The following is a 15,575-nucleotide window of genomic DNA, read 5'->3' on the forward strand; positions in this document are numbered from 1 at the left end:
AGGGTACCGGACATGGCACTACTCCATGTTGAAAACCTGCGCGTGGACATCCCCATGGGCAACAGCCCGACGCCGGATGACATGCTGCATGCCGTGCGCGGTCTGGATTTTGAAGTCGAGCGCGGTGAAATGCTGTGTATCGTCGGCGAATCCGGCTGCGGTAAATCCCTGACCTCGCTGGCGCTGATGGACCTGTTGCCACGCAAGGCCAGACGCACCGCGTCCCGGCTGACGCTGGACGGCATCGACATGCTCGGCCAGAGCGAGCGGCGCATGTGCGACCTGCGCGGCAACCGTCTGGCGATGATCTTCCAGGAACCGATGACCTCGCTGAACCCGGCCTACAGCATTGGCGATCAGCTCAGCGAAGTACTGACCCAGCATCGCAAGGTGTCGCGCAAGGATGCCCTGGCGCGCGCCGCGCAGATGCTGGAGAAAGTCGGTATCAGCAATGCCACCGAACGCTTGCGCCAGTACCCGCATCAACTGTCTGGCGGTTTGCGCCAGCGGGTGATCATCGCCATGGCGTTGATGTGCGAGCCGGACCTGATCATCGCTGATGAACCCACCACGGCCCTAGACGTGACCATCCAGGCGCAGATCCTGCGCTTGATCCGCGACATTCAGAAAGAGTTCGGCCTGGCGGTGATTTTCATCACCCACGACCTTGGGCTGGTGGCACGGATCGCCGATCGGGTCGCAGTGATGTATGCCGGGGAAATCGTCGAAACCGCCCCGGCCCTGCAACTGTTCGAGAATCCGCAGCATCCGTACACCCGTGGTCTGCTGGCCAGTATCCCAATCCCTGGCCGGACCAAACCGGGTGAGGCCCTGGGTTCGATTCCAGGGCTGGTACCGAGCCTGGTGGGCGAACAGCAAGGTTGTGCGTTCCGCAATCGTTGCGCCCAGGCGATAACGGCCTGCGCGCAAGACATCCCCGAAATCGAACAGGACGGCCACATGGCGCGCTGCCTGTTCGCCGCACCGGCCCCGGCGCCGATTCGCCTTCAAGAGAGGGCTCGGTCATGAAAAAAGACATTGCCTTGGAGCTGTGCGACATCCGTCGCGAGTTTCGGATCAACAAGGGCTTTTTCAAACCCGCCGCTACCCTGAAAGCCGTGGATGGCGTTTCCCTGCGCCTGATGCGTGGCGAGACCCTCGGCCTGGTAGGCGAGTCCGGTTGCGGGAAAAGTACCCTGGCAAAGCTATTGCTCGGTCTGTTGGCGCCAACCAGCGGCGATGTGCTGATCAATGGCAAACATCTGGCAGCGACGGATCGCAAGGCAATGTCCCGGCACATCCAGCCGATATTCCAGGACCCGTATTCCTCGCTGAACCCACGCAAGACACTGCGCGAAATCATTACCCTGCCGCTGATCGTGCATGACATCGGCAGCCCGGCCGAACGGCGCAAGAAGACTGAAGAGATGCTTGATGTGGTCGGCCTGCCCAAACGGGTCATCGACAGCTATCCGAGCCAACTGTCCGGCGGCCAGCGGCAACGGGTGGCCATTGCCCGAGCGTTGATCATGCGCCCTGACGTGTTGATCTGCGACGAACCCACCTCGGCACTGGACGTTTCGGTGCAGGCGCAGATTCTCAACCTGCTGCAAGACCTCAAGCGCGAATTCGGCCTGACTTATCTACTGATCAGCCATAACCTGGCGGTCATCGAACACCTCGCCGACCGGGTAGCGGTGATGTACCTGGGGCGCATCGTCGAAGAACGTACGCGCGAATCGTTGTTCGCCAAACCCGGCCATCCCTACACCCGCGCCTTGCTGGATTCGGTGCTCACGCCCGATCCGCGCCTGGGCATTCCCGAAATCGGCCTGCACGGCACCTTTCCCAATCCGATGTCACCGCCCTCCGGTTGCGCCTTCCATCCACGCTGCCCGAGCTGCTTGGCTCCCTGCAAAACGGCCTACCCGGCCAATGATCCGATTATCGGCGGCAACGTGCGTTGCCACCTCCACGACAGTCCCGCCCAAACACTGGAGCTTGTCCACTCATGAGTCGTTCACTGGCCATCAGCAACACCACCGAGCAATTCGATAACGGCGCATTTTTCAACCTGCTCGAACGCAGCGTCGCCTTGCACACCGAAAGCCAGGCAACGGACAGCCGGCCCGAGTTGTATCGCTACCTCCATGACTTCATTACCCCGCATGTCGAGGCGATGGGCTTCAGCGTCAAGATCTATGACAACCCAGTGGCAGAGCGCGGCCCCTTCATGATCGCCACGCGCATTGAACATCCGGAACTGCCGACCGTGCTCAGCTATGGTCACGGTGATGTGGTACGCGGCTATGACGCGCAATGGCGTGAAGGCCTGTCGCCGTGGCAAGTCATTGCCGAAGGCGATCGCTGGTACGGCCGCGGCACGGCGGATAACAAAGGCCAGCACCTGATCAACCTGACCGCGCTGGAGCAAACGCTCAAGGCTCGCGACGGCAAGCTGGGTTTCAACGTCAAACTGCTGCTGGAAATGGGCGAAGAAGAAGGCTCGCCGGGCTTGAATGCATTCTGTGCCGCCCATAGTAAAGAGCTCGCCGCGGATGTTTTCATCGCCTCGGACGGCCCGCGCCTGGCGGCCTCACGACCGACGATTTTTCTCGGTTCACGCGGAGTGTTCAACTTCGAGCTGGTGGTCAATCTGCGCGAAGGCGCTCATCACTCCGGCAACTGGGGCGGATTGCTGGCCAACCCAGGCATCATCCTGGCCAATGCCATCGCGAGCATGGTCGATGAACACGGTCGGGTGAAAGTGGCGGGCCTGATGCCTGAATCACTGCCTGAGCCGGTTCGCCAGGCACTGGCCGATATTGACGTCGGTGGCGGACCGGGCGATCCGGACATCGACGCCAACTGGGGTAACCCGGAGCTATCCCTGAGCGAAAAAGTGTTCGGCTGGAACACCCTCGATGTCATCGCCTTCAAGACCGGCAACCCGGACGCCCCCGTGCATGCGATCCCCGGCAAGGCCAATGCCCACTGCCATATCCGTTTCGTGGTGAACAGCGACTACACGACCTTTATCCCGGCGGTGCGTGCCCACCTGGATGCCCATGGTTTCAGCAATGTCGAGGTCAAGCAAAGCCGCATCGACGTGATGCATGCCACTCGGCTGGACCCGCAAAGCCCATGGGTCAATTGGGCGCTCAGCTCCTTGGCACAGACCACCGGCAAAAAACCTGCACTGCTGCCAAACCTCGGTGGCTCGCTGCCCAACGATGTGTTCGCCGACGTGCTCGGCCTGCCAACCTTGTGGGTGCCACACTCGTACCCGGCCTGCTCGCAACATGCGCCGAACGAGCACTTGCTGGCACCGGTGGTCAAGGAAAGCCTGCAAATCATGGCCGGGCTGTTCTGGGACTTGGGCAACGACGCAGCACGCCTGACCCAGGAACATCAGTTGCGGGAGCAGGCGCAATGAGTGCCACTGCACAACAGGCGCTGGACTGGCTGGCTGACCAGCGCCCAGCCATGGAAGCGCTGCTGCAGCGCATCGTCGATACCGACTCCAACAGCTACGACAAGGCCGGCGTCGACGCCGTGGGCGCGCTGCTCGCGGCTGAACTGGAAGCCGACGGCATCCTGCTCAAGCGCATGCCGGTCGAGGGTTTTGGCGACGTGCTACTCGCCGAAGTGCCAGGCGAACCTGGCAAGCCAGTGCTGTTGCTGGGCCATCGCGACACGGTGTTCCCCAAAGGCACCACCACGACGCGCGGCTACAGCCGCGACGCCAACCTCGCCTATGGCCCCGGTGTCGCCGACATGAAAGGCGGCCTGGTGCTCAATTGCTTCGCCCTCAAGGCACTCAAGCGCGCCGGTTCGTTGCCCTATCCGGTGCAGGTCCTGTACACCGGTGACGAAGAAATCGGCTCCGGCAGCGCCAGAACCCATATCGAAAACGCCGCCCGTGCCGCCCGCGCCGTGCTCAATACCGAACCCGGTCGGGCCAGCGGCAACGTGGTCAGCGCCCGCAAAGGCGGCGCCACGCTGATCATCGAAGTCAGCGGGCGCGCGGCGCATGCCGGGGTCAATCATGCCGACGGCGCCAGCGCCATCGAGGCCCTGGCACGCAAGATCGTCAAGCTCCATGCCTTGACCGATTACTCGGCAGGCATCACCACTAACGTTGGCCTGATATCCGGAGGCACGTCCAGCAACACCGTCGCGCCTAGCGCCTGCGCGCGGCTGGACGTGCGCTTCATCGAACTCAAGCACTGGGATCAAATCCTTACCGCAATCCTGGCCATCGTCGCCGAAGAAGAACTGATCGGCACCCACGCCATCCTCAAGGAAGCGACCACCTTTCTGCCGATGGAGGCCCGTTACAGCGAACGATTGCTGCACATCTACCAACAAAAAGCCCTGGCGCTGGGTTTCAGCGTCGAAGGCGAGTTCACCGGCGGTTGTGCCGACTCCGGATTCACCGCCAGCCTGGGCATCCCAACCCTGTGTGGCCTCGGGCCGGTGGGGGGCAAGGTCCACACCGATCGTGAATACCTGGAGCTGGACACGCTGGTGCCTCGCGCCCAAGCATTGGTGGCGACCATCCTGGCTGTTGGCGAGAGCAGTTGAGATAAGGTGGCGTCGAGATCAAAGTCCAAAGCAAGAACAAGAGCAGGACACACGTCCAACCTCTATGTAGCTGAACCATCGCCATCGCGAGCAAGCTCGCTCCCACATGAATTCGCGGGTGTTCACAGCATCCGCACACGACACAAAAACCTGTGGGAGCGAGCTTGCTCGCGATGAGGCCAGCAAGCCCGACATCCCTGTGACTGAACCACCGCTATCGCGAGCAAGCTCGCTCCCACATGGATTCGCGGGTGTTCACAGCATCCGCACACGACACAAAAACCTGTGGGAGCGAGCTCGCTCGCGATGAGGCCAGCAAGCCCGACATCCCTGTGACTGAACCACCTTCTTCGTTCCAACAGGATGAAGCCGGCCTCAAGCGTCCCAAGGGGCCACGGCGTCAACGTCAATGGCGTAGCGTTCAATGGCCTCGGCACAAACACAGGCGTCCAGACGCCCCTCATGCACCAGGGAGGTCAGCGCACTCAGGACGATCTGGTGGCGGTCCACTTCGAAGAACCTGCGCAGTTGGCTGCGGGTATCGCTGCGGCCAAACCCGTCGGTGCCGAGTACGGTGTAATGGCCATCGAGATAACTGGCGATCAACTGGGGCAAGGCGCGCACGTAGTCGGTACAGGCAATGATGGGCGTCGAGTCGTGGAGGCATTCCTGAACATGACTGCATCTGGCGGGTTGCCCGGGATGCAGTCGATTCCAGCGCTCCACTTCACGCGCATCCCGGGCCAACTCGGTGAAGCTGGTCACGCTCCAGACCTGGCTGGCGATCCCCCAATCGCTCGCCAGCAACTCGGCGGCGGCCATCACTTCGCGCAGGATGGCGCCGGAACCCAACAACCGGACACGTCCACGCGCATCCTCGACTTCATGCCGGGCAAACAGGTACATGCCCTGGATAATGGCCTGTTCGACACCTTCAGGAAGGTTGGGCTGCGGGTAGTTCTCGTTCATCAGGGTAACGTAGTAAAACTCGTCCACCTGGCGTTCCAGCATCTGGCGCATGCCGTGATCCAGGATCACCGCGAATTCACCCGCGAACGCGGGATCATAGGCGCGACAGTTGGGCACCATCGACGCCATCACGTGACTGTTACCGTCCTGGTGCTGCAAGCCTTCGCCCCCCAGGGTTGTCCGCCCCGCGGTAGCGCCCAGCAGAAAACCACGAGCCCGTTGATCCGCCGCCGCCCAGATCAGGTCGCCGATGCGCTGGAAGCCGAACATCGAGTAGTAGATGTAGAACGGCAGCATCGGCAAGCCATGCACCGAATAGCTGGTCGCCGCTGCCACCCAGGAACTGATCGCCCCCGCCTCGCTGATGCCCTCTTCGAGAATCTGCCCGTCCAAGGCTTCCCGATAACTGAGGATCGAACCGATGTCTTCCGGCTCATAACGCTGCCCCACGCTGGAGTAGATGCCGATCTGCTTGAACAGGCTGGCCATGCCGAACGTACGCGCTTCATCCGCCACGATCGGTACGATGCGCGGCCCCAGTTGCTTGTCCCGGAGCAAGCCGCTGAGCATCCGCACGAAGGCCATGGTGGTGGACATTTCCTTGCCTTGGGCGGCGATGGCAAACCCGGCGTAGCTGTTTACGTCAGGCACGGCCAATGACTCGCAGGTCGAAGATCGCGCAGGCAGGTAACCGCCCAATGCCCGGCGCCGTGCATGCAAGTAGCGCATTTCCGCGCTGTCGTCGCTCGGCTTGAAGAAGCTCAGCGAGGTGGCCTGCTCATCGGTCAATGGCAGGTTGAAACGGTTGCGGAACGCGATCAACGCCTCGCTGTTGAGTTTCTTCTGCTGGTGCACGGTCATCTTGCCCTGCCCGGCGTCACCCATGCCGAAGCCCTTCTTGGTCTGGGCCAGGATGACCGTCGGTTTCTTGCCCTCGAGCATTGCGCTTTGATACGCGGCAAAGATCTTCACCAGGTCATGACCACCGCGCTTGAGGCGGTCGATCTGTTCGTCGGTCAGGCCTTCGGCCAAATGCGCCAGGGCTTCGTCCTGGCCGAAGAAATGCTCACGGTTGAAGCGCCCATCCTTGGCCGCGAACGTCTGGAACTGGCCATCGACCGTGGCCGACAAGGCCCGGACCAACACGCCGTCCTTATCTCGGGCAAACAATCTGTCCCAGTCGGAACCCCAGACCAGCTTGATCACGTTCCAGCCCGCACCGCCGAACAACGCCTCGAGCTCGTCGATGATGCGGCCGTTGCCACGCACCGGGCCGTCCAGGCGCTGCAGGTTGCAATTGACCACCCAGACCAGGTTATCCAGCCCTTCGCGCGCCGCCAGGGTCAGCGCCGACATGCTTTCCGGCTCATCCATTTCACCGTCCCCAAACACGCCCCAGACGGTGCGCCCCGAGGTCTTTTGCAGGCCGCGGTGCTCCAGGTACCGCATGAAACGCGCCTGGTAGATCGAGCTGATCGGACCGATCCCCATGGAGCCCGTCGGGAACTGCCAGAAGTCCGGCATCAACCAGGGATGCGGATAACTCGACAACCCCCGGGCGCCATTGGCGCGTGCGCCGATCTCTTGTCGATAGTACTGCAGATCCTTTTCTTCCAGGCGTCCCTCGAGGAAAGCCCGGGCATAGACGCCTGGCGCCGAGTGAGGTTGGTAGAACACCAGATCACCGCCGCCGGTTGGGGTGCGCGCCTTGAAGAAGTGATTGAAGCCCACTTCAAACAAATCCGCCGCACTGGCATAACTGGCGATGTGTCCGCCCAATTCGCCATAGGCGTGATTGGCCCGGGCAACCATCGCCAGGGCATTCCAGCGCATGATCGATGCCAGACGCTCCTCCATGGCCAGATCCCCGGGAAACGCCGGTTGCTGCTCAACGCTGATGGTATTGATGTAAGGGGTACCATGGCTGGGTCGCCAGCCGATGTCCGAAGTGCTTGCCACGGCCAGCAGCATGTCGAGGATCTGTTTGGCCCGGCCCGTGCCGCCGTGGGCGGCGACCGACAGCAAGGCCTCACGCCACTCGGCCATTTCTTCATCCTCGACAGCCCGGGCCGGCCACTGGGCATGGGGATTGGACAGGTTCATAGGCAACTCCTGCTGGTGTCGGGTATCGCTTCAAGGTGGCGCGAGTGGCTCACTCGGGCGAGGCGTTTTACCTGTTCTACCGCCGCAATGACGGAGCGTTCGCCCGCCTCGTCCGGTGCGACCGGATAGAGGCATGGCTGATCAATGGAAAGGTCGTGCAAGAAGCGCTCATCCAGTTCACCGAGCACCACAAAACAGTAGTCACTCTTGGCCACTTGCACGCCAACCAGCTTGCCATTCACGGTATTCACCGTATCGACATGGATCAGCGCAACATTGTCAAAACAGCTGAACCCCTGATGGATCAAAGCGATATGGTCGCTATCGAGTCCGCTCACGATGACCACGATACGCGTACAACTGGAAGGCTCGCGCATCCACTTCATTGCATGGATACGACCCTCGGCGGTTCGGCTCATAAGCGTTGCCTTTCTGGTTTCAACTGGCGAATTGACGAGGACTGGGTTAAATGACGCCACGCGCCTGCAGCACGCTTTTGGCCAGGCTCCGGGTCGCCGATAACACTTCTTCCACCTGTCGATCCATCGCCGCAGTGGATGAGGCTATCGTTCCCAGTTCGAGGACGCGCAGCGGATGGCCGCAGACGGATCCCAGCCAGGTCAGGCCAGGCACCGTGCCGACTTCCAGTAAAAAGCTGCCGTGTGGGACGCAGCGCAACAGTTGGCGGGCATAACACGCGTCGCCCCCGGTAGACGGCTCCGGACTGGACCCGACCCGCAACCAGTCGACCAACAACGCCTCGGATTGCGTGACGGCCAGATAAGCCACCTGGTCCCAGTCATCTATCGTCACGTGCAGCTTGTCGATCATGTATTTGGGTAACGCGGCGCTGGTCACGATGACCACTCCGGCATCCGCCGAAGGCTCCTTGATCCAGACTGCGGATTGCGATATCCCATGCATGGCGGTACTCCCGGCGGTTGGGTTGCAGCGGCTTGCTCCGAGCGGCGATCCTGACATTCAACATTGATGCCGACTAAGCCACCGCCTCGTGAGCAAGCGCTCGCCTACAGGTCAATGGCGTGAATCAGCCGTTGCGGAACAGGAAGCTGTAGGCATTCAGCGCCGGCGCCCCGCCCAAGTGCGCGTAAAGCACTTTCGAGCCTTCGGGGAACTCGCCACGGCGGACCATTTCAATCATCCCGTGCATGGATTTTCCTTCGTACACCGGATCGGTCAGCACACCTTCCAGGCTGCCGCACAGGCGAATCGCCTCCAGCGTGCCGTCGTTAGGCAAACCGTATTCCGGATAGGCAAACCGCGTATCGAGCACCACGTCCTCTTCGGTAATTTCGCGGCCCAACTCCACCAGTTCTGCGGTATGCCGGGCGATACGCAGAATCTGGGCCTTGGTTTTCTCTGGCTTGGCCGAAGCGTCGATGCCGATCACCTTCTTCGAACGGCCGTCCGCGGCGAAACCGACGACCATGCCGGCCTGGGTACTGCCGGTCACGGAACAGACCACGATGTAGTCGAACTTGAACCCCAGTTGTTTTTCCTGCTCGCGCACTTCCTCGGCAAAGCCGACGAACCCGAGGCCGCCATAGGGATGCTCGGAACAACCCGCCGGGATCGGGAACGGCTTGCCACCCTGCTCCACGACATCGCTCATGGCCTTTTCCCAACTTGGCCGGATACCAATATCGAAACCTGCCGCGTCCAGTCGAACGTCAGCCCCCATGATGCGCGACATCTCGATGTTGCCCACCCGGTCATACACCGCGTCGGAATAGTTCACCCAGTTTTCCTGCACCAGCACGCACTTCATGCCCAAGTGGGCAGCGACGGCAGCGACCTGGCGGGTCTGGTTCGACTGGATGCCGCCGATGGAGACCAGCGTATCGCAGCCTTGCTCGATCGCTTCGGGAATCAGGTACTCGAGCTTGCGGGTCTTGTTCCCTCCGAAAGCCAGGCCACTGTTGCAATCTTCACGCTTGGCATACAGCTCGACCTTGCCACCCAGGTGTTCACTGAGACGCTTCAAGGGCGTGATGGGAGAAGGACCGAAGGTCAACGGATAACGTTTAAAACGATTCAGGTTCATGACTCTGCTCCTCGATTATTGAATATCCAAGCGCCAGGCCGAGAAGCAAAGGGCTGCATTCCAGGCTCTTCCACGGGGGCTTCGATGAGTTCAATACTAAGAAGAAATCGAAAAATATGTATTGCAAATTATTAGCAACTAAAGAAACATAATTTTCAGAAAAAACCATCAAACATACTTTTACTGCGTAGAAATACATATGAGCGCAATAAACACTCGCAAGAAGCCGACCGAAACAGCCTCGACGCCGCAGCCGCTGGATCGAACCGACCGCGCCATTCTCAAGGCCCTGCAGCGAGATGCCTCCATCTCCAATGTGGCGCTGGCAGAGAAGGTCAAACTGAGCGCGCCAGCCTGCCTGCGACGCGTCGAACGCCTCAAGCAAGCCGGCCTGATCAAGCACATCGTCGCACTGCTGGACAATGAAGCGCTGGATGCGGGGATGGTGGTCTTGATCGGCGTGGTGCTGGACCGTTCCACACCGGAGTCCTTCGCCGCATTCGAGGCGGCCGCGCAAAAAGTGTCCGGCTGCATGGAATGCCATGTGGTGACCGGGGAGTTCGACTACTTCATGTTGATACGAACCAAGGACAGCAACAGCTTCAACCGGCTCCACGCGGAGCAACTACTTTACCTGCCCGGGGTTCGCCAGATTCGCTCGTTCATGGGGTTGCGCCAGGTCTTGTCGACCACCCACATTCCCCTTTGAGGCGCCAGTCAGTCCGGGCAGGTCTTCATTGCTTACTCAGCGAAGCATCAAGAGGAATATCGAGGGTAAAGGTTGCGCCCTGTCCAACCCCGTCGCTGTGCACGGTCAAGCTGCCACCCATTTCCTGCGCGGCCAGCGCGCAGCTGTGCAGGCCAAAACCGTGACCGTCTTTGCGCGTCGTGAAGCCATGGGTAAAAATACGCTTCAGGTGCTCAGGCGCAATCCCATTGCCGTTGTCGGCCACCGTGATACGCAATACTGACCCTTCAACGAGGGACACGCTGAACGTGACGCATGGGCTGCGATCGATCACGCCGTCCAACGCCTGCTTGGCATTGCCGATCAGGTTCACCAGAATCAGCAGCACCCGGTGCCGATCCAGCGCCAGCAGGGGCAAGTCGGCAATGTTCTTGACCATCGTCACCTCCTGGCGCGCCAGTAATCCAGCACTCATGCGCAAGGCATCGTCGATTAACTCTGCGACCGGCACTGTCTCGACAATACTGACGGCGACGGCATAGGACTGCTGGGCAGCGACAATGGTTTTGATGTGGTCAATGCCCTTGGTGAGTTGCCCAAGTTCTTCGATGATGCCCTGTTGCTCCTCCGTCACCACTTTCGCCAACCTGAGCAGGTAGTCGGGCAGCATCTTCCCTTTGTGGTCCCTGGTGAGAAAATCGCTCAGGTCATGGACGTGTTCGCTCAGCAGTTGAGCCACCTTGCCCAGCCCCTGGGCTTTGGAGGTGCGCATCTGGCTGCTGACCAGTTCTGCCGATACGTTCACGCTGTTGAGGACGTTGCCGACGTTGTGCAGCACAGTCGTGGCGATTTCGGCCATGCCCGCCTGACGAGATTTAGCATTCAGTTCGGTTTGCACCTGGCCCATTCGTAGCGCCGCGCGTACGCGAGCCTTGAGCTCCAGCGGCGAGAAGGGTTTGGCGATATAGTCATCGGCGCCACTCTCCAGCCCGGAGACGCAAGCCTCGCTACCGCCGCGGGCGGTCACCAGGATCACGGGCAAATGGGCGAAACCGGCGCTGGCCTTGATTCTGGCCGTCAAGCCAAAGCCGTCGAGCTTTGGCATCATCACATCCGAGACCACGACATCGATGGGCCGACGCTGCAGGAGTGCCCAGGCCTGCTCCCCATCAGTTGCGGTGGCGACGCTGTAGTCGTCGCACAACAGCTCGCGCAGATAGCTAAGCATTTCCGGGCTGTCGTCTACCACGAGCACTTTGGATCGCAAGGCGTGTTCCGAGTGCTGCTCGACCGCGTCTTCCATCGGCGCCCGGTCATTGCGACTGCCATGGCGGCCGTCGTCGAAATGCAGGTGGCGCTGCTCGGTTGTGCTTGCTGTGCTCAGTGACGATCGCTCGTGCATATGGCTGGTTTCGCCCGGTACAGTGTCTTGCTCGGCCCCCAGCGGGAGTCGAACAAAGAAGCACGAACCCCGTCCGGGCTCGCTATTGACGCCGACTTCGCCCCCCATCAATTTGACCAGATCCTTGACCAGGGCGAGACCGATGCCGGTGCCGCTGTAATGGCGCGTGGCGGAATTGTCGATCTGGGAAAAACGCTGGAACAGCAACGGCAGTTTGTCAGGCGCAATGCCAATCCCCGAGTCTTGCACCGCGAGCTCGAATCGCTCGCCATCAATCGCGGTCACTGCCACGTGCACGGTGCCGCCAGCGGGCGTGAACTTGATGGCATTGCTCACCAGGTTGAGGAGAATCTTCTCGAAGTGCCGGGGGTCCAGGAACACCGTGCCGAGCGCGGGATCGATACTGCAGGTCAAGGTGCAGCCTTTGCCCTCAGCCACCATGGCGGCATCCTCGGCCAGCACACCCACTGTCTTGTTCAAGTCCACGGGCATCGGACACAACTCGAACTTGCCCGCTTCGGCCTTGGAGAAATCGAGGATGTCGTTCACTCGGTTCATCAAGCGCAGCGCGTTGCGTTGGGCGCGGTCGACTTGCACATGCCAGTCCGCCGGCGGGGTGGTCGCCGCCCTGAGTTGCTCCAACGGAGCGAGAATGAGGGTCAGGGGGGTGCGCAGTTCGTGGCTGACCGTGGCCACGAAATCGCTCTTTGCCTGGTTAGCCGTCTCGGCCTGGTTGCGCGCCTGAATGAGTTCGATGGCCTGCGCCTCCAGCACCTCGGTCTGGTGGTGCAGCGCGTCGGTCCGTTCAGCGACCATTCTCTCCAAAGAGGCCTGGACTTGCTGTCGTTCGGCTTCGGCCTCGGCCTCCAACACCCGGATGCGCAGGGCATTCTCCTGGAACACCCGTACGGCGCGGGTCATGATGCCAATCTCGTCGCCGCGTTCGGCGCTGGCGATCTCGGCGTTCAGGTCGCCAGCCGCCAGCCGGCGCATGACCGAGGCCAGGGCCACGATGGGCTGCGCGACAAATCGCGATGTGCTCCAGGCGATGGCGCCGGCCAGCAGGATGGCGACGGTACCCGCAACGATCGTCGCAAGCATGCCGCGATCATTGTGGACCAAGGCGTCGGAGCGCGCTTGACCAGCGAAGCGCGCTACTAACAGTCCGGCGCTGCGTGCCTCGTTGCGAACCTGGTCGCGCGCGTCGCCCAAGGCATTGCTCGCCTGATGGAACCTGGCGAACGCCGCCCGGTAGCCGGCGATCTGTTCGCTGACTGTCAAGGGCGCCGTCTTGGCTTGCAACCCCACAGACGCAGGGAGAACCCGAGCGAGCCGGGAGAGCTCGTCCAGGATGTGGCCGACAGAGCCAGCGACCTCGGCCGACGGTGACAGGCGAAACGACAAGGTCTGCGCCTCCAGGGTGGCCACACGCTCGGCGAAACGCTTGGACAACGCGGCGGCATTTCGCAGTAAACCGGTTGCTGCCTGAATGTCGCTGGCGTCATGGTCAACATGCCCTTCCACTTCCTCCAACATTGTCTCGAGGCGCTCGGCCGCATCCCCGGCGGCGGCGAGATGCCGCAAAGCCTCGCCTCCCCGGAGCTTGGGCGCCTCGCCAAGATGCTCGACAGCCACGCTGGCAGCGTCGAGCGCCGTGGCCAACTGGTCCAGGGCCTCTCTCTCCTGCGGTGCCCCCATCAACTCGCGCAATTGTTCGACCACGGGGCGGAGTGCCGCGCTGGCGTTCCGTGCCGCGGTGGCAGCCGTCCCGTCACCAGTCACCAGCATCCTGGCCACGTTGGCGGTGATGATCCGTTCGCCGTTGCGCAGGATATCCAGGATGCGATGGGCGCTTTCGATGTTGCTCACCCGCGCCTCGTGCGCAGCGGTGCGGGACTCAAGCCCCTTCATCCCATCAGCGATGCCCTGTTCGACGAGGATCGTCGCCTCTCGCATCCGCCCGTAGTGGGCTGTCATGTTCTCCGTTTCGCCATCCATGGTCAGGGTCGCCGCCCGCAAGGCGGCGATTGCCGCGGCGAGTCTTTCCAGACTGCCTTTGAGCGATTGCGCCTCGGCCACCGGAATGGCGGTGAGGCCGGCGATAGCCGTCGCCACCATACCTTCGGCCTGGGACAGGCTTTCCTGGTCGCGGGTGGCGATGAAGTTTTCCACCCGCCCGGTGGCCCCGTTGACCGAGGCCAGAATTTCCGCGGAATGGCTGGCGGAATCCACCGCACGCACCATGCCTCGCAGGCCATAGAGGTTCACCAGCGATACCACCAGCATCAGGAACACCAGCGCGGCGACCGCCAGGCCAATCCTGACGGCGATGGGCCTGTCTGTGGAGGATTTGAATGTCAACATGGCGCCTCGCCTCCCCGCTCCACGCCTGCCACTACTGCTTCGTCACCTCCGGCAAAGGCGTCGGCGGCGCCGTATTGCTGATGGCCGCGTCAATCATCGCCGCAACGGAAGCCTGGTCATAGGAAGGATTGGCGGCGCCGCCCACCGGCATCGTGGCGAGCCAGGCGTCCAGGTCTTTCCCATCGATACGCACCAGCGGCACTTCGACGAACTTCGGCACCTGCTTGCCCGCCAGAATCTGCTGGGCCACCCAGAAACCCACCTGGGAGACGCTCGGGGAAGCGGAGACAGAGACGGTCTCGTAGCCATTGGCATCGCGCTCCTGTTTCCACAGGGCGAGTTCGTCCTGACGGTTCCCCATCACGATGATTGGCAAAGGGCGTCCCGCCGCCTTGAACGCCATGGCCGCGCCATAACCGTCGCCCCCCTGAGTCGCGACGGCATCAATACTGGGCAGCGACGGCAGCGCCAACGCCACCTCCTTGCGTGCGACAGAAGCCGTCCAGTTCCCGTATACCGTCTTGGCGAACTTCAGGCCCGGATAGTCGCTAGCGGCCTTGCGGATGCCGTCGCTGATGTTTTTATCGGTGGCATCGCCGGCAATGCCGCGAATCTCCAGCAGCGTTCCGTTCCCCTTGAGGCGCCCGGCGATATAGTCCATTTCCACGCGCCCCATGGCGGACCAGTTGTAGTCCACGGTATAGACGCAGGGTTCGGTGACCAGGCTGGCCATGACGACCACCACGATGCCAGCGTTGCAAGCATCGCGGATCACGCCGTTGAGAGCCGTGTCGGACGCGGCCAGGATGACGATGGCGTTGGCACCCTTGACGATCATGTCCTGGATATGGGCCGCTTGTTCCGAGGCCGAGTTATTGGCACTGACCACCGGAGCCTCGCGGATCAAGCCATCCTTTTGCGCCTGGACCGCAATCTCCTGCCAGTTGCGCACCATCACCTTGCGGAAATCGCTGCCCGCGTAGGAGTTGCTGAAGGCAATGCTATAGCTCGCGGTAGGGCCGCCGGCGATGCCACCGTCGGCAGCGTGGGCTGGATTGACAGCAACCAGCGCCAGCCCAGTCACGAAGCCGGCCAAGCGCCAGAAGATTTGGTGAGTGTTCGAAATACGCCGATGGACACGCGTTACCAGACTGCGCATTCGACCATTCAGGTAATAGAACCAGGCATGAAGAACCAGACACATACAGACTCCTTTCCTTAGTGGGCGACAAGTGAAACCAGCACATTGCCTGCAGTGGCAATGAGCATAGTCTCAACGTGCCCGCTTCGCGCGCGGCCATGGAAGGATTTCAGTCAACTGAATGCCTCACAACGCACCCGAGCCCTTTCCGAGAAGCGCAGAACACGCCGTCATAACGCAATTCACGTTTAGCAGG

Annotated in this window: 11 protein-coding genes and 2 pseudogenes; 5 read left to right on the forward strand and 8 right to left on the reverse strand. The window is 61.6% G+C overall.

Features of this window, described 5'->3' with window-relative positions; translation table 11 throughout:
• Positions 1-12 precede the first annotated feature (12 nt).
• Genes BM300_RS01895 through BM300_RS01910 form a run of 4 tightly spaced genes read left to right on the forward strand, consistent with a single transcriptional unit; the run spans position 13 to position 4,587 of the window.
• Positions 13-1,029 carry an ABC transporter ATP-binding protein gene (locus tag BM300_RS01895; RefSeq protein ID WP_092221666.1) on the forward strand — a complete coding sequence of 339 codons (1,017 nt, stop codon included), beginning with the start codon at positions 13-15 and terminating at the stop codon, positions 1,027-1,029.
• Complete coding sequence (locus tag BM300_RS01900; protein WP_092461843.1) at positions 1,026-2,015, forward strand: ABC transporter ATP-binding protein; 990 nt, start codon at positions 1,026-1,028, stop codon at positions 2,013-2,015. Before BM300_RS01895 ends, BM300_RS01900 begins: the two co-directional genes overlap by 4 nt.
• Positions 2,012-3,436, forward strand: a complete 1,425-nt coding sequence (locus tag BM300_RS01905; protein WP_092461845.1) for a M20 family metallopeptidase — start codon at positions 2,012-2,014, stop codon at positions 3,434-3,436. Before BM300_RS01900 ends, BM300_RS01905 begins: the two co-directional genes overlap by 4 nt.
• Positions 3,433-4,587, forward strand: coding sequence for a M20 family metallopeptidase (locus BM300_RS01910; protein WP_092461847.1), 1,155 nt, complete (start codon positions 3,433-3,435; stop codon positions 4,585-4,587). Before BM300_RS01905 ends, BM300_RS01910 begins: the two co-directional genes overlap by 4 nt.
• A 375-nt stretch (positions 4,588-4,962) precedes the next feature.
• Here the strand turns inward: BM300_RS01910 and mdeB are convergent, their stop codons facing one another.
• The 4 genes from mdeB to BM300_RS01930 all read right to left on the reverse strand — a co-directional run bounded on the left by mdeB (position 4,963) and on the right by BM300_RS01930 (position 9,724).
• Positions 4,963-7,659 carry an alpha-ketoglutarate dehydrogenase gene (gene mdeB, locus BM300_RS01915; RefSeq protein WP_092461849.1) on the reverse strand — a complete coding sequence of 899 codons (2,697 nt, stop codon included), beginning with the start codon at positions 7,657-7,659 and terminating at the stop codon, positions 4,963-4,965.
• Positions 7,656-8,078, reverse strand: a complete 423-nt coding sequence (locus BM300_RS01920) for a hypothetical protein (RefSeq protein WP_092142425.1) — start codon at positions 8,076-8,078, stop codon at positions 7,656-7,658. Before BM300_RS01920 ends, mdeB begins: the two co-directional genes overlap by 4 nt.
• 46 nt (positions 8,079-8,124) lie before the next feature.
• Positions 8,125-8,583 carry a transketolase gene (locus tag BM300_RS01925; RefSeq protein ID WP_092221658.1) on the reverse strand — a complete coding sequence of 153 codons (459 nt, stop codon included), beginning with the start codon at positions 8,581-8,583 and terminating at the stop codon, positions 8,125-8,127.
• 124 nt (positions 8,584-8,707) lie between these two features.
• Positions 8,708-9,724: a 1-aminocyclopropane-1-carboxylate deaminase gene (locus BM300_RS01930; protein ID WP_072405082.1), complete on the reverse strand. Its 1,017-nt coding sequence runs from the start codon at positions 9,722-9,724 to the stop codon at positions 8,708-8,710.
• 199 nt (positions 9,725-9,923) lie between these two features.
• Here BM300_RS01930 and BM300_RS01935 point away from each other — a divergent pair, with 199 nt between their 5' ends.
• Positions 9,924-10,433 carry an Lrp/AsnC family transcriptional regulator gene (locus BM300_RS01935; RefSeq protein WP_063321819.1) on the forward strand — a complete coding sequence of 170 codons (510 nt, stop codon included), beginning with the start codon at positions 9,924-9,926 and terminating at the stop codon, positions 10,431-10,433.
• A 25-nt stretch (positions 10,434-10,458) separates the two neighbouring features.
• Here BM300_RS01935 and BM300_RS31595 read toward each other — a convergent pair whose 3' ends face one another.
• From BM300_RS31595 to BM300_RS01945, 4 genes and pseudogenes are all read right to left on the reverse strand, one after another.
• The gene (locus BM300_RS31595; RefSeq protein WP_371914647.1) at positions 10,459-11,319 is read right to left on the reverse strand and encodes a sensor histidine kinase; all 861 of its coding nucleotides are present in this window, start codon (positions 11,317-11,319) and stop codon (positions 10,459-10,461) included.
• Positions 11,320-11,814: pseudogene (locus BM300_RS31600) on the reverse strand (response regulator transcription factor); the annotation flags it as partial.
• A 51-nt stretch (positions 11,815-11,865) separates the two neighbouring features.
• Positions 11,866-14,178: pseudogene (locus BM300_RS31605) on the reverse strand (ATP-binding protein); the annotation flags it as partial.
• Positions 14,179-14,209: 31 nt separating this feature from the next.
• The gene (locus BM300_RS01945; RefSeq protein WP_092221654.1) at positions 14,210-15,382 is read right to left on the reverse strand and encodes an ABC transporter substrate-binding protein; all 1,173 of its coding nucleotides are present in this window, start codon (positions 15,380-15,382) and stop codon (positions 14,210-14,212) included.
• Between the last annotated feature and the right edge of the window lie 193 nt (positions 15,383-15,575).

Source organism: Pseudomonas sp. NFACC46-3, from assembly GCF_900114515.1.
Classification (GTDB): Bacteria; Pseudomonadota; Gammaproteobacteria; order Pseudomonadales; family Pseudomonadaceae; genus Aquipseudomonas; species Aquipseudomonas fluorescens_Q.